Genomic DNA, 12,603 nt, shown 5'->3' on the forward strand with positions numbered 1-12,603 from the left:
CAGCGCCTGAAACAATAGCGGATTGACGATGTGTTGCTGCGGCATTCAACGTGTTTCATAGCCGTCTCTTGAAGACGGCGGCCGTAGCGCCCACTTTCAACGGAAGCCCTCCGGGATTCCACAGGACTCCATGAACTTTTATCCGATTCTTTTGCTGATGGCGCTGCTGCATGCCTATGTGGGCTGGCGTGTGCTGCCCGGGCTGGGTGCGTACCCGCAGGGGCAGGTGCTGCTGCTCGTGGTGCTGGTGCTGTCGACCTTGCTGATGCCGCTGGGCCTGCTGGGCAGCCGTGTGGTGCGCCAGCCCTGGGCGGACCGCCTGAGCTGGGTGGGCCTGCTGCTGATGGGTTTGTTCTCGTCGCTGTTTGTGCTAACGCTGTTGCGTGACGTGGCCTTGCTGCTGCTGTGGCTGGCCGATGCCCTGACACCGCTTGCCTTGCCGCTGGCGCAGTGGCGCACGGCCTCTGCCGAAGTCGTGCCGGTGCTGGCCCTGCTGGTGACCTTGCTGGGCTTTTTGAACGCGCGGCGCACGCCTGCGGTGGTGCGGGTGGATGTGCCGATCAGGGGCCTGCCTTCGGCGTTGCAGGGCTTTACGGTGGCGCAGATCAGCGACATCCATGTGGGGCCGACCATCAAGGGTGCTTACCTGCAGCGCATCGTGAACAGGGTGAACGGGCTGCGCGCCGACATGGTGGCCATCACGGGCGACCTGGTGGACGGCAAGGTGGCCGAGCTGGCCGGGCATGTGGCACCGCTGGCGGGCCTGAAGTCGCGCCACGGCACTTTTTTTGTGACGGGCAACCATGAGTACTACTCGGGCGCGCATGCCTGGGTTGCCGAGCTGCGCAGGCTGGGGCTGACGGTGCTGATGAACGAGCATGTGGTGCTGCACCACGGCAAGGCGGCACACACGGCGCTGACGCCCCTGGGTGACCCGCAGGAGGATGAACACATCATGGCGCCGCTGGTGCTGGCAGGCGTGACGGATTACAGCGCGCACCACTTTGACGAAGCGCACCGCAGCGACCCGCAAACGGCGCTGGAGGGCTCGCCACTGGCCGCGTCTGTGCGTTTGCTGCTGGCGCACCAGCCGCGCAGTGCGGCGGCGGCCGCCAGGGCGGGTTTTGACCTGCAGCTGTCGGGCCATACGCATGGCGGGCAGTTTTACCCCTGGAATTTGTTTGTGCGCTTTCAGCAGCCGTTTACCAATGGCCTGCACAAGCTGCAAAACCTGTGGGTGTACACCAGCCGGGGGACGGGCTACTGGGGCCCGCCCAAACGCTTTGGTGCGCCTTCGGAGATCACGCAACTGCGGCTGGTCGCGGGCTGAGCCTGGCGAGTGGTTTTACGTGGCTACGCAGATCACCCTGTAAACCGTTCGCCCTGAGCCTGTCGAAGGGCCTGGTTGTGAGGGGCAAGGCTTCGACAAGCTCAGCCCGAACGGTGTGAGCGCCGATTCGTTATTTTTGTTGCAAACAGGCCGCTGGCCGGCGTCTAGTGCGCGCGGATAGCTATTAATTTGGTAGCGATTTTCGCTTCTTCACCAGCTTGAACCTCGCCGGTCTGTTGCGCTCCGCAGCCCTTGGCTTTAGCCGTAGATCGGGCCATACTGATACCAGAGCCTGTTTACGATCTATACGGAGTCGCGCAAGCACCTTGTCGGGATGGGCTGCAAGGCGCGGTGCGCCGCCAATAACTGGTTATTGGCAAGCAGCGCAACGCTGCAGACCGCCCGAGAAGGTACTTGCCCTTCGGGTTGGGGTGAAATCGGGCGATTGCGCCGCCCAGGCCCTTGCATGGGCATGAGCCCATGCGGCATGCCCGGACAGCACACTCATCCCGATTGCACCCCAACGCGACCCCGTATAGATCGTAAACAGGCTCTTAAGGCGGGACGCCGTGTTCGGCCTCTAACTCGGGAGTACGCCATGCTGGATTGGGTTGGATACGCAAAAGAGCTGATGGGCCGCATAGGCGAGATCGGCCGCCTGAGCCCGGACACCTTGAGGGGCTACCAGATGCTGTCGGGCGCGGGCGAGAAAACCGCGCACCTGGACGCCAAGACGCGCGAGCTGATTGCGGTGGCTGTGGCGGTGACCACGCGCTGCGATGGCTGCATCACCGTGCACACGGCGCAGGCGCTGAAGGCCGGTGCAACACGCGAGGAAATCGCCGAGGCCCTGGGCGTGGCCGTGGCCCTGAATGCGGGCGCGGCCATGGTGTATTCGGCGCGTGTGATGGATGCGGTGCACGCGCACCAGGGCAGTTAATTCAATATAAGCACCCCGCCGGCCAGCGGCGGGGGTTGGGCTTATTTGCCGTCGGGCAGCTCGATCTTGACTTCGAGCACGTCCAGGTTGTCCTGGCGCTCCAGGTTGACCTTGATGTCGTTCGGGTTGATGTTGATGTACTTGGAGATCACCGCGATCAAGTCGCGCTGCAGCGCCGGCAGGTAGTCGGGCTCGTGGCCCTGGCGGCCAGAGCGCTCATGTGCCAGGATGATCTGCAGCCGCTCTTTGGCGACGCTGGCGGTCTTTTTCTTCTCGCCGAGCAGGAAGGATAAAAATGAAGCCATGGCGTTTTACTTGCCTCCAAAGACGCGTTTGAAGAAGCCGGTTTTGGGGGCGTCGATAAAACGCAGCGGCTTGTCTTCACCCATGAAGCGGGCGATCACGTCCTTGTAAGCCTCGGACACGTCGCTGCCGGTCATGTGCACAGCGGGCACGCCCTGGTTGGAGGCTTGCAGCACGGACTCGGACTCGGGGATCACGCCGATGAGCTTGATGCGCAGGATGTCCTTGATGTCTTCGAGCGAGAGCATCTGGCCCTGGTCAACACGGCTGGGGTTGTAGCGGGTGATCAGCAGGTGTTCCTTGATCGGGTCGCCGCCTTCCATGCCGCGCTTGGTCTTGCTCGACAGCATGCCCAGGATGCGGTCGGAGTCGCGCACTGACGACACTTCGGGGTTGGTCACGACCAAGGCCTCGTCGGCAAAATGCATGGCCAGCAGCGCGCCGGTTTCAATGCCAGCCGGGGAGTCGCAGATGATGTATTCAAAGTCCATGGCGGCGAGGTCGTTCAGGACTTTTTCGACGCCTTCCTTGCTCAGGGCTTCCTTGTCGCGGGTCTGCGAGGCGGCCAGCACGAAGAGGTTGTCGCACTGCTTGTCCTTGATCAGCGCCTGGTTCAGGTTGGCTTCGCCCTGGATCACGTTGATCAGGTCGTACACCACGCGGCGTTCGCAACCCATGATGAGGTCGAGGTTGCGCAGGCCGACGTCAAAGTCGATGACGGCGGTTTTGTGGCCGCGCAGGGCCAGGCCGGTTGCAAAGCTGGCGCTGGTGGTGGTTTTGCCCACGCCGCCCTTGCCGGAGGTAACCACGATGATTTTTGCCATGGGTAAAAAGTCCTTTGAAGAATTAGTAGGTAGAGGGTTCAGGCCGGCGTGGGGGCATCATGCTTTTCCGGAGACCTTGATCGGGTCCATGACGAGCTTGTCGCCTTCCGGGCCGGGCACCAGGCGGACCTGCGTAGGCTGGCCCCAGACGCCATCGGGCAGGGGGTTTTCGCTGGTGCGGTAAATGCCTGCAATCGAGATCAGTTCCGGCTCCAGGCACAGGGAAAAAATACGCGCGTCGGCATTGCCGCGTGCACCGGCCATGGCCTTGCCGCGCAGTGGCGCGTAGACATGGATGTGGCCATCGGCAATCACTTCGGCGCCGGGGTTGACCATGGCCAGCACCACCAGGTCGCGCCCGCGCGCGTAGACCTGCTGGCCGGAGCGCAGCGGTTTGTCTATGACCAGTGCGCCCGGTGCTGGTGCTGGCGGCGCTTCTGCCGGGGCGGCCCTGCTTTTGGGAGCGGCGCGCTCGGGGGCTGGTGCGGGGGCGCTGACGCGTGCGTCCGGCGCGGCCACCAGGCCGGCGGCCAGTGCGGCGGCCATTTGTGCCGGGCTGCCGCCGCGTACCGCGATGGGTGCCACGCGGTAGGGGCGCATCATGGCGACCAGTGCGGCAAAGTCAATGGCGCCTGCGTCGGCTGCGAGCGACGACAGTTCTATGACCAGCGGGTCGTTGTCAAAAAAGTCGGGGATGTCGCCAAAGCGTGTCGCCAGCTCGCGCGCCAGCGCGGCCAGGTCGGTGGATTTGAGTAACAGCGCTACCAGCGGGAGGTTGGCGCTTTTGATTTCGAAGGTGGCGGGGCTGCTGGCCGGGAGGGCGACGGTCATGAGGTGCTAAGCATCGCTGTACAGCGCGGGAAAAAAGACATGGGGCGCAATGGGGGTACGGGTTGGGCGTACGGTTTTTCGGTAGCCTGAAAAGCTTCAAATCTTAACAGCGGGGCATGACGCAGTTGTTAGGGAATGAAACGCCGTGCAGCGTAGCGCCGGCGCGGCAACTGTGGGACGATAGCGGGAACAACTTGTTTTCAGGAGCCGGCCCATGACTTTGGATGTGCATGTGCTGCGTCTGCAGCCCGGGGACGACCTGCGCGGCGCGCTGGAAGCGGCTTTCCGGGACCTGCACGCCGCTGGTGCACCGGCAGCGGCCTGTGTGGTGTCGGCGGTGGGCAGCCTGTCGCAGGCGGTGCTGCGTTACGCGGCGGAACCACAAGGCCTTTTGCGGGTCGAAGCCTTGGAGTTGCTCACGTTGTCGGGCACTCTGGGTGTGGGCGGTGTGCACCTGCATGCGAGTGTGGCGGATGCCCGGGGCCGGGTGAGCGGCGGCCATGTGATGCCGGGTTGTGTGGTGCGCACCACGGCGGAGATTGTGCTGGCGCTGTTGCCGGGCTGGTCGTTTGAGCGTGCGCTGGATGCCGGTACCGGGTTCAAGGAGCTGGTGGCGCGGCGTTTGTAGGGTTCGGGTCAACGCATTTTTGCAAAGAGGTGTCGTGATGGGTAAAACAGGATCTGGTTTTGCGCGGTCATCGAAAAAGCCGTTGATGGCGATCATGCTGGCGCTGTCGTTTTCATTGGCGCCGTCCTGGGTGGCCGCGCAGGGCGGCATGGGCTCGTCGTCGGGGGCCTCGGCAGGGCAGCCGTCGCAGAAAAAGCTGGTGAACCCGCTGAACCGCAACCCTAGCCGGCGCAGCGGCATACCTGACACGGCGCCGGTTCCGGACGATCCGCGCAATTCGAGTACGCGGCCTACCTTGCCGGCGGCGCCGAGCACGCCGGACCCGCGTGATGTGGTGCCGCCGCAGCCGGACAGTTCTCGGGATTTGAAGTGATATTTTTGGCCTTTTCGGGCGCTGGCGTTCTGAATATGCGCGCAGTCAGCTATTGAATTTGTAGCGAACGAGACACCGTTCGGGTTGAGCTTGTCGAAGCCTTCGCTGGTTTGGGTGTGTTGCCCTTCACTGGCAGGCCGGGGATAGCCCGGCGGCTAGTCACTTTCTTTTGCTTCGCCAAAAGAAAGTAACCAAAGAAAAGGCGACCCGCAGTCTGGGTCCCTTCACTTCGTTACGGGCAACCTGCGCTGCTCGATTCCGGCGGCGGTCCAAACAACTCGCCTTCGGCTCAAACAAGTTTGGCCCGACCTTCCGCCTCCATCTGCGCTGCTCGGCCCAGCCAGGACGGCGGGGGAGATAAAACGGGGTCAACGGAGGGGATTTCTAATAAAAAATGCCCGTGGCCGCCGTTCCATGAGCGCAACCAGCTATCAAATCAGTAGCATTTCGGGTGTGTCCTCAATCATGATGATGCCGTCCTCAGCGCTGTCCGTTACCGGCGTGTTGGCGACAAGCCTTGGCTCGGTCCGGTTGTGCCAGTGGCGGCGTGGCATGCCTTTTTTCATGGTGCGGAGTTTTTGCCGTGCCGGTTTGAAGACGCGCTGGTAGCAACTGAGCCAGTGCTGCTGGCCTGCGTTGGGCTGGGGCACTTCGCTTTGTTGTGCGCCAGGGCCGAAGCGCAGCTGTGTGCCGTCCCACTGGATGCTGCACTCGGGGGTGAGGATGGCCCAGCGCATTTGTGCGAAGCGGCGAGCCAGGAAGGGGGCCACGGTTTCGACAACGTGGTGTTCGGGTTCCAGCCAGGCGACGTGCAGCAAGCCGCTTTCGGGGTGGGTCCTGAAGGTGTCGTCCTGCACGGTGCGGAAGTACACAAAGGCCTTGATCTTCTGTATTTCGCCTTGCACGGCCTGCGCCATGTCCCGTGCCTGGACCATGTCGGCGTCCAGCGGGTCCTGTCGCAGGCCGGGTTCATGCGCCAGGCGCCAGAGGATGCGGTAGAGCAGGCCGAAACGGTTGGGGTCGCTGTGCAGGACCACGCTTTGGCATAGCGTTAAAAACTCGGGCGGCACGCCGACGGCGGGTGCATCGCTGAAGGCGCTGTGCTGCGCCGGCATGCCGATGCTGGAGCTGTCGCCGGTCAGTTCCATGCCTGCCGTACCGGTGCTGTGCCAGCTGACCTGCTCGGGCAGCACCTGCCTTGCCAGCAGGGCGCGTGCCGCGCGGCGAAAGCCCTCCAGGTCCGTCGGGCCCTGCAGAGTTACCGGCAGCAGGGCTTGCGGGAAGAGGTCGTTCGTCAGCAGGTCATTCATCACGCCCATACAAAAACTCCTTGCTTCACCACTTGGAGGCGCCCCTGTCCCGGATAGTTCTGCCAGCGCTGTAGGCGAAGGTGCCGATACGCCAGCAGAAAGTCGGTCATGCCAGGGTCGCCAGACCGGACGGGTAGAAGACCGGCATGTGGCGTGCGGATTTAATAAACACTGTATTAATATACAGTGTTTCGGGTCTTTTGTGTTATTGGCGTTTTGCTCCCGGGGCCGCCGCGGGGAGTTAAAGCGCAATCTCCGCTGCAAGCGGGGCGTGGTCAGACAGGTGTGACCACGGTTTGCTGGGCAGCACCATGGGCGCGTGGCCTATGGCGTTGCGTACATAAATGCGGTCCAGCCGTAGCAGGGGCAGGCGTGCCGGAAAGGTCCGGGCGGGGTGTCCGTGGGCCTGCACAAACACTTCATGAAGGGCGGCGCCCTCTGCGAGCTGGCGGTGCGCGCGGTGCCGCCAGTCGTTGAAGTCGCCGGCCACAACCAGGGGCGCGTGGACGGGAACGGCCTTGTGCACCAGCTGGCAGAGCATGTCCATTTGTTTGGTGCGATGCGCCTCGGTCAGGCTCAGGTGCACGCAGATGGCATGCACGTTCACCTTGTGCCCAGGGATGTGCAGTTCGCAGTGCAGCAGGCCGCGCCTTTCGGGCCCGCTGATGGACACGTCGTGGTTCTCATAACGCACGATGGGAAACTTGGACATGATGGCGTTGCCGTGGTCGCCATGGGTGTAGACGGCATTGCGGCCATAGGCAAACTGCGGCCAGATGGTGTCGGCCAGGAATTCGTAGTGTGGGGAGTCGGGATAGTTGTCGAACTTGTCCGGGTGTTTGGCGTGGCTGCCCGTGACCTCCTGCAGAAAGACCACATCGGCGCCAACGCTGCGCACGGCTTCGCGCAATTCGGGCAGGATGAACTTGCGGTTGAAAAATGTAAATCCCTTGTGGATGTTGACCGTCAGCACCTTGATGGAAAAGGTCCTGGCCGCCATGGCCAGGGCTTCCTGTGCGGCGACCATCACGTCGGTATCGGCGGTGGGCGTCACCACGACGCTGACCGTCTTGCTGATTTTGATAAGGGATTCGGGGTTGGGCATGAGGCAATAAACCGGCCGGGAAAAAACGGGAGCCAGCGTGAAAAATCAATACGCCATTGTTACGCTGGTGGCGGCAGGGTGGGTGTAGGACCACAAGCTAATTTTGGCTGTAAGGTCTTTGGGCGCGTGGTGCCGGTCCCCTGTGTAAAGCGCGCTGTCCTACGCGTCTGGGCGCGACCCGCCGATAAGCCGATCCCGGTTTCCCGCCTAAATTGAAGCAAGTCATGCCCGGCTTGGCCTCGGCCTTTGCAGTGGCGCCAACTGTTCTGGTGCTTTTGCAAGGTTTCTGCCTGGTTCCGGAGATCATGACCCGCTCTGCCCTGCTCAGGTTTCTTCAAGGAGTTAGAAATGAACAAATTCTTAATGCGATCCCTTTCTGTTGCCATGGCCCTGACGGGCGCGCTGGCCTTTGCCGCGCATGCCCAGGGCGGCCCCGATACCGGGGTGCGTACCGGCATGAACGCCAATATTGGCGCTGATGTGCGCGCCAGGGCGGGTGTCGAAGCCAACAACGGGTCGGCTGGGGGCGGCATGAGCGGCAACAACGATGTCAAGGCGGGAGCCACCACGCAAACATCGGGAGGCGTCAAAGGCGCGCTCAGCGAGGCGGCCGGCGCCACCAAGCGGGCGGCCACGCGCGCCACCAATGCGGTGGGCAATGCCGCCGCGCGTGCTGATAACAGCATTCAACGGGCGCTGCCCGCCAATGCTGCCGGCCGCGCGTCAGCCGGTGTGCAGGGCTCAGGGAACCTCCCCGGCCAGGCGCAATAAGGCAGACGTAGAAGCCGCATCCAGGCGGCTTTCGTGTTTCGGCACGGAAGGCGGTCCTACACGATCACAGCCTGAGCGCCCACGGGGGAAGTTTGGGCGGCAAACTAAATTGCAGGCGGGGCAATCAAAAGGCCTCTCGGCAGGGGCTTCGGAGTTTGTGGGTCCCTCTTCTTTTAAACCAAGGAAATAACAAATGAAAAAGTCAACAATGTCGATTCTTCTGGCTGCCATGATGGCCGCCTCTGGTTTGGCCTCCGCGCAGTCTGCTGACGTCAAATCCGGCACCCAGGGTGGCGCAGGGCCTGCCCCGGCTGCGGGCATGTCGACCACCACGCGCGCCGAAGTGAAGTCGGAAATCAACCCGAATGTCAACAAATCCGGCACAGATGGCGGGTCAGCTGCGTCGCCGGGCGCCAACCCGGGCACCAAAAACGTAGGCAGCAAAATGACCGCTGCCGAACGCAAGGCCAAGCGCGATGAGCGCCGTGCTGCCCGCAAGGCCAAGCGTGAGGAGATGGCTGCCAGCGGTGCCGCGAAGGTCCCGCAAAAGAGCGGCGGCTCTGCCAACTAGCCTTTTGGGTCCGGCCTGCGTGCAGGCCATGACACAAACGCCCGGCGCTTTCCAGTGCCCGGGCGTTTTGCTTTTGGGGATGGCGGCACGTTATGCTGCGCCTTTGCCCTACACACAAGGATTTCACATGCCACGCCCATTGCTTGACGACGCGCATATCCACCCCGCCATCCAGGACAGGATTGCAAGCTGGCAGCAGGCCATCGTGCAGGAAGTACAGGCGGCTGTGGCCGCGAATGATGTGGTGGTTGTAGGCATGGGCGTCAACCCCTTTGTCAAAAGGGCGCGCAAGGCGCTGGATGCTGCGGGCGTCGCGCACCACTACCTGGGTTATGGCAGCTATTTCAGTTTGTGGCGTCAGCGTGGCGCGCTGAAGATGTGGACCGGCTGGCCGACCCTGCCCATGGTGTTTGTGCGCGGCACGCTGGTGGGCGGCGCGACAGACCTGGAAAAACTCATTGCCAGCGGGGAGCTGAAAACGCTGCTGGCCAGATAAGGACGTTAAAAAGGCCCACACCAGCCTCATGAAAGAGACGGGTGTGGGCCCAGTTGCTTGCGTTGACTTGTTAACCAGCGGCCCCAGGCCGCTCAACCTCGGGGCTCAGCCTTTCTTCTGGCCGGGGCCGTGGTGTTCACCATGCCGGGCATGCCGCATGTGCTCTGCATCAAACACCTTTTGCTGCTCGGGGCTCAAGGCCGCATAAAACGCCTTGGTGGCGTCACCGCGTTTGTCCATGGCGGCGCTCATTTCCGTCATGCGCTGGGTGCGCATGGCGCGCATTTTGTCGATGCGCTCAGGCGTTGTCAGTTTGGCGAATGCCGCGCGGTCCTCGGCCGTGGGCCTTGCGCCGCGTGCAGGCGGCTGCATGGCCGCCGTGTAGGTGCTCCAGGCGCCTTCCTGCGCCGGGGTGATCTTGAGTTTGGCTTTCATCTCGGCTTGGCGTTTGGCGATCCATGCCTGCATCTTTGCCGGGTCATGGCGTGCCATGCGGTCACCGGCGTGGCCGGGGCCGGCGGACTTGCCTGCCGCAGGAGGGCCGGCAGGCGGTGCTGTGGGCGCGCCTTGTGCCATGGCGCTGGCTCCCACGGTTGCCAGCAGGCCGGCGAGGATGAAGCTGTTGATGGAGGCAGAAGGTTTGATAGCGAATTTCATGGAGAGCTTCCTTTCGAGAAGATGCCTGATATCCGGAATTGGCTTCAGGTTGGAATCAAGTGTGCGGGCCCTGTGTATAGGCGCCATTGCGCGGCGGTGATGGTTTGTAAAGTTAAAGCAATTGTTCACCCCTACCGACACTCACTTCGTGTAGTGCCTTTTCCCCTTGCAGGGGACGGCGCCTGCGGCCTGGCGAAGCCAGTTCCGCGGCCCCTGCTTGAAGGGGTAGGGAGCCGGGGGGCGACGTTATTGCGGCCGGTCATTTGCCATGCGTCCCCGGCCTGCCTACAATGGTCTCAGCTTGTCGGGGTGCCAGGGATGTTTCCACCAGGAAATGTTGATGGCTGAGATCGCAGTATGCGAGACCCGCTGAACCTGATCGGGATCATCCCCGCGTAGGGAACAACGCAATTGGCACCGGAACTCCGTAGCGTCGCCACCTCCAGACGCCACCAGTGGAACTCCCGGCTCCCCAGCAGGCACCTCAGTACTGCGTCTCGCAGTACCTACCTTCTGGAGAACACCATGGCCAAGACCCGTCTTACTGTTGATACCAACGACCTCACCAGCCGCATCACGCGTGCGCCTTTTCCCGGCTCTGCAAAGATTTACATCGAGGGCTCGCGGCCTGATATCCGTGTGCCCTTTCGTGAAGTCACCCTGACCGATACGCTGGTGCATGAGGGCCGCGGCGAGCCGCGCCGTGAACCGAATCCCCCGATTCGCCTGTTTGACTCCTCGGGCGTGTACACCGACCCGGCGGCAACGATTGACATCACGCGCGGCCTGCCGCCCTTGCGCGGCGCGTGGATCAATGAGCGTGCAGACACCGAGGCCCTGCCGGGCATCAGCAGCGCCTATGGCCGTGAACGCCTGAATGACCCCGCACTTGCTGCACTGCGCATGAAACACGCGCCCGTGCCGCGCCGCGCCAGGGCCGGCGCCAATGTGTCGCAAATGCATTACGCGCGCAAAGGCATCATCACGCCGGAGATGGAATACATCGCCATTCGCGAAAACCTGGTGCGCGCGCAACTGGCCGAACGCCTGGCCACCGAGCGTTTGCCCAAGCCGGGGCATTCCTTCAACGCGGCTATCCCCAAGGAAATCACCGCCGAATTTGTGCGCGACGAAGTGGCGCGCGGCCGCGCCGTGATCCCGAACAACATCAACCACCCCGAGAGCGAGCCGATGATCATCGGCCGCAACTTCCTGATCAAGGTGAATGCCAATATCGGCAACTCGGCGGTGACGTCTTCGATTGAAGAGGAAGTCGACAAACTGGTCTGGTCTATCCGCTGGGGCGCAGACACCGTGATGGATTTGTCGACCGGCGAGAACATCCATGAAACGCGTGAATGGATCTTGCGCAACTCACCGGTGCCCATCGGCACGGTGCCGATTTACCAGGCGCTGGAAAAAGTCAATGGCAAGGCCGAGGACCTGACCTGGGAAATCTTCCGCGACACGCTGATCGAGCAGGCCGAGCAGGGCGTGGACTACTTCACCATCCACGCCGGCGTGCGCCTGGCCTATGTGCCGCTGACGGCCAACCGCCTGACCGGCATCGTTTCGCGCGGCGGCTCCATCATGGCCAAGTGGTGTTTGTCACATCACAAGGAAAGCTTTTTGTACGAGCGTTTTGAAGAGATCTGCGAGATCATGAAAGCCTATGACGTGTGTTTCTCGCTCGGTGACGGCCTGCGTCCCGGCTCGATTGCAGACGCCAATGATGAAGCGCAGTTTGCCGAGCTGCATACGCTGGGCGAACTCACGCAGATCGCCTGGAAGCACGATGTGCAGGTGATGATTGAAGGCCCGGGCCATGTGCCGCTGCAGCTCGTCAAGGAAAACGTCGACAAGCAGCTGGAGGCCTGCTATGAGGCGCCGTTTTACACGCTTGGGCCCCTGATCACCGACATCTCGCCCGGCTACGACCATATTTCGTCCGCCATGGGCGCGGCCAACATCGGCTGGTACGGCACGGCCATGTTGTGCTACGTGACGCCAAAGGAACACCTGGGCCTGCCGAACCGCGACGACGTGAAACAAGGCCTGATCGCCTACAAGATTGCCGCGCATGCGGGCGACCTGGCCAAGGGTTACCCGGGCGCGCAGATGTGGGACAACGCGGTGTCGAAAGCGCGTTTTGAGTTCCGCTGGGAAGACCAGTTCCGCCTGGCGATTGACCCCGACACCGCCATGGCCTACCACGACGAAACCTTGCCTAAAGAGAACGCCAAGGTGGCGCATTTCTGCTCCATGTGCGGACCCAAGTTCTGTTCGATGAAAATCTCGCAGGAGGTGCGCGAATTTGCGCGGCTCAATCCCGCCAGCACAACCCTTGCACCCGCGTCTGCCGTGATCGCCATCAAGCAGATAGACACCGGCTTTGAAGAAAAGGCCAGGGAGTTTCGTGAGGGCGGCAGCGAGATTTATTCCTGAAAAAAACTGATTGAAAGAA

The 12,603-nt window shown here is 62.5% G+C and carries 14 protein-coding genes and 1 riboswitch; of the genes, 8 read left to right on the top strand and 6 right to left on the bottom strand.

Going from position 1 to position 12,603, the window contains the following annotated elements:
• Positions 1-130 precede the first annotated feature (130 nt).
• Both ACFQND_RS11105 and ACFQND_RS11110 read left to right on the top strand, forming a co-directional pair.
• Positions 131-1,330, top strand: coding sequence for a metallophosphoesterase (locus ACFQND_RS11105; RefSeq protein ID WP_371438612.1), 1,200 nt, complete (start codon positions 131-133; stop codon positions 1,328-1,330).
• Between the two features lie 598 nt (positions 1,331-1,928).
• Positions 1,929-2,270 carry a carboxymuconolactone decarboxylase family protein gene (locus tag ACFQND_RS11110; protein WP_371438611.1) on the top strand — a complete coding sequence of 114 codons (342 nt, stop codon included), beginning with the start codon at positions 1,929-1,931 and terminating at the stop codon, positions 2,268-2,270.
• A gap of 41 nt (positions 2,271-2,311) precedes the next feature.
• Here the strand turns inward: ACFQND_RS11110 and minE are convergent, their stop codons facing one another.
• Genes minE through minC form a run of 3 tightly spaced genes read right to left on the bottom strand, consistent with a single transcriptional unit; the run spans position 2,312 to position 4,228 of the window.
• On the bottom strand, positions 2,312-2,575 hold the full coding sequence (gene minE, locus ACFQND_RS11115; RefSeq protein WP_371438610.1) for a cell division topological specificity factor MinE: 264 nt from the start codon (positions 2,573-2,575) through the stop codon (positions 2,312-2,314).
• Positions 2,576-2,581: 6 nt separating this feature from the next.
• The gene (gene minD, locus ACFQND_RS11120) at positions 2,582-3,397 is read right to left on the bottom strand and encodes a septum site-determining protein MinD (RefSeq protein WP_371438609.1); all 816 of its coding nucleotides are present in this window, start codon (positions 3,395-3,397) and stop codon (positions 2,582-2,584) included.
• A gap of 57 nt (positions 3,398-3,454) precedes the next feature.
• Complete coding sequence (gene minC, locus ACFQND_RS11125; protein ID WP_371438608.1) at positions 3,455-4,228, bottom strand: septum site-determining protein MinC; 774 nt, start codon at positions 4,226-4,228, stop codon at positions 3,455-3,457.
• Between the two features lie 220 nt (positions 4,229-4,448).
• Here minC and ACFQND_RS11130 point away from each other — a divergent pair, with 220 nt between their 5' ends.
• The gene (locus ACFQND_RS11130) at positions 4,449-4,856 is read left to right on the top strand and encodes a PPC domain-containing DNA-binding protein (RefSeq protein ID WP_371438624.1); all 408 of its coding nucleotides are present in this window, start codon (positions 4,449-4,451) and stop codon (positions 4,854-4,856) included.
• 37 nt (positions 4,857-4,893) lie between these two features.
• Positions 4,894-5,229 (top strand): hypothetical protein, encoded by a 336-nt coding sequence (locus ACFQND_RS11135; RefSeq protein WP_371438607.1) that lies wholly within the window; start codon positions 4,894-4,896, stop codon positions 5,227-5,229.
• Positions 5,230-5,660: 431 nt separating this feature from the next.
• On the opposite strand, the gene ACFQND_RS11140 is transcribed toward ACFQND_RS11135, so the two are convergent.
• On the bottom strand, positions 5,661-6,548 hold the full coding sequence (locus tag ACFQND_RS11140) for a TIGR03915 family putative DNA repair protein (protein WP_371438606.1): 888 nt from the start codon (positions 6,546-6,548) through the stop codon (positions 5,661-5,663).
• Positions 6,549-6,780: 232 nt separating this feature from the next.
• Positions 6,781-7,566 (bottom strand): endonuclease/exonuclease/phosphatase family protein, encoded by a 786-nt coding sequence (locus ACFQND_RS11145; protein ID WP_371438623.1) that lies wholly within the window; start codon positions 7,564-7,566, stop codon positions 6,781-6,783.
• 426 nt (positions 7,567-7,992) lie between these two features.
• Between ACFQND_RS11145 and ACFQND_RS11150 the strand changes: the two genes are divergently transcribed.
• From ACFQND_RS11150 to ACFQND_RS11160, 3 genes are all read left to right on the top strand, one after another.
• A complete protein-coding gene (locus ACFQND_RS11150; RefSeq protein ID WP_371438605.1) occupies positions 7,993-8,415 on the top strand; it encodes a hypothetical protein in 423 nt (140 codons plus the stop codon).
• Positions 8,416-8,608: 193 nt separating this feature from the next.
• Positions 8,609-8,986, top strand: a complete 378-nt coding sequence (locus ACFQND_RS11155) for a hypothetical protein (protein ID WP_371438604.1) — start codon at positions 8,609-8,611, stop codon at positions 8,984-8,986.
• A gap of 127 nt (positions 8,987-9,113) precedes the next feature.
• The gene (locus ACFQND_RS11160) at positions 9,114-9,482 is read left to right on the top strand and encodes a glutaredoxin (protein ID WP_371438603.1); all 369 of its coding nucleotides are present in this window, start codon (positions 9,114-9,116) and stop codon (positions 9,480-9,482) included.
• 105 nt (positions 9,483-9,587) lie between these two features.
• On the opposite strand, the gene ACFQND_RS11165 is transcribed toward ACFQND_RS11160, so the two are convergent.
• Positions 9,588-10,139, bottom strand: a complete 552-nt coding sequence (locus tag ACFQND_RS11165; RefSeq protein WP_371438602.1) for a Spy/CpxP family protein refolding chaperone — start codon at positions 10,137-10,139, stop codon at positions 9,588-9,590.
• A 295-nt stretch (positions 10,140-10,434) separates the two neighbouring features.
• Positions 10,435-10,558: riboswitch (TPP riboswitch) on the top strand.
• 106 nt (positions 10,559-10,664) lie between these two features.
• Between ACFQND_RS11165 and thiC the strand changes: the two genes are divergently transcribed.
• Positions 10,665-12,584 carry a phosphomethylpyrimidine synthase ThiC gene (gene thiC / locus ACFQND_RS11170; protein ID WP_371438601.1) on the top strand — a complete coding sequence of 640 codons (1,920 nt, stop codon included), beginning with the start codon at positions 10,665-10,667 and terminating at the stop codon, positions 12,582-12,584.
• The last annotated feature ends 19 nt before the right edge of the window (positions 12,585-12,603 follow it).

This window comes from Polaromonas aquatica (assembly GCF_042659145.1).
GTDB lineage: Bacteria > Pseudomonadota > Gammaproteobacteria > Burkholderiales > Burkholderiaceae_C > Polaromonas > Polaromonas aquatica.

Excerpts from the sequence above, each read along its gene's own strand:
- minC (WP_371438608.1), bottom strand. The coding sequence starts at position 4,228 with ATGACCGTCGCCCTCCCGGCCAGCAGCCCCGCCACCTTCGAAATCAAA.
- ACFQND_RS11135 (WP_371438607.1), top strand. The coding sequence starts at position 4,894 with ATGGGTAAAACAGGATCTGGTTTTGCGCGGTCATCGAAAAAGCCGTTG.
- thiC (WP_371438601.1), top strand. The coding sequence starts at position 10,665 with ATGGCCAAGACCCGTCTTACTGTTGATACCAACGACCTCACCAGCCGC.
- ACFQND_RS11140 (WP_371438606.1), bottom strand. The coding sequence starts at position 6,548 with ATGGGCGTGATGAATGACCTGCTGACGAACGACCTCTTCCCGCAAGCC.
- ACFQND_RS11105 (WP_371438612.1), top strand. The coding sequence starts at position 131 with ATGAACTTTTATCCGATTCTTTTGCTGATGGCGCTGCTGCATGCCTAT.
- ACFQND_RS11160 (WP_371438603.1), top strand. The coding sequence starts at position 9,114 with ATGCCACGCCCATTGCTTGACGACGCGCATATCCACCCCGCCATCCAG.
- ACFQND_RS11110 (WP_371438611.1), top strand. The coding sequence starts at position 1,929 with ATGCTGGATTGGGTTGGATACGCAAAAGAGCTGATGGGCCGCATAGGC.
- minD (WP_371438609.1), bottom strand. The coding sequence starts at position 3,397 with ATGGCAAAAATCATCGTGGTTACCTCCGGCAAGGGCGGCGTGGGCAAA.
- minE (WP_371438610.1), bottom strand. The coding sequence starts at position 2,575 with ATGGCTTCATTTTTATCCTTCCTGCTCGGCGAGAAGAAAAAGACCGCC.
- ACFQND_RS11165 (WP_371438602.1), bottom strand. The coding sequence starts at position 10,139 with ATGAAATTCGCTATCAAACCTTCTGCCTCCATCAACAGCTTCATCCTC.
- ACFQND_RS11145 (WP_371438623.1), bottom strand. The coding sequence starts at position 7,566 with ATGGTCGCCGCACAGGAAGCCCTGGCCATGGCGGCCAGGACCTTTTCC.
- ACFQND_RS11150 (WP_371438605.1), top strand. The coding sequence starts at position 7,993 with ATGAACAAATTCTTAATGCGATCCCTTTCTGTTGCCATGGCCCTGACG.
- ACFQND_RS11155 (WP_371438604.1), top strand. The coding sequence starts at position 8,609 with ATGAAAAAGTCAACAATGTCGATTCTTCTGGCTGCCATGATGGCCGCC.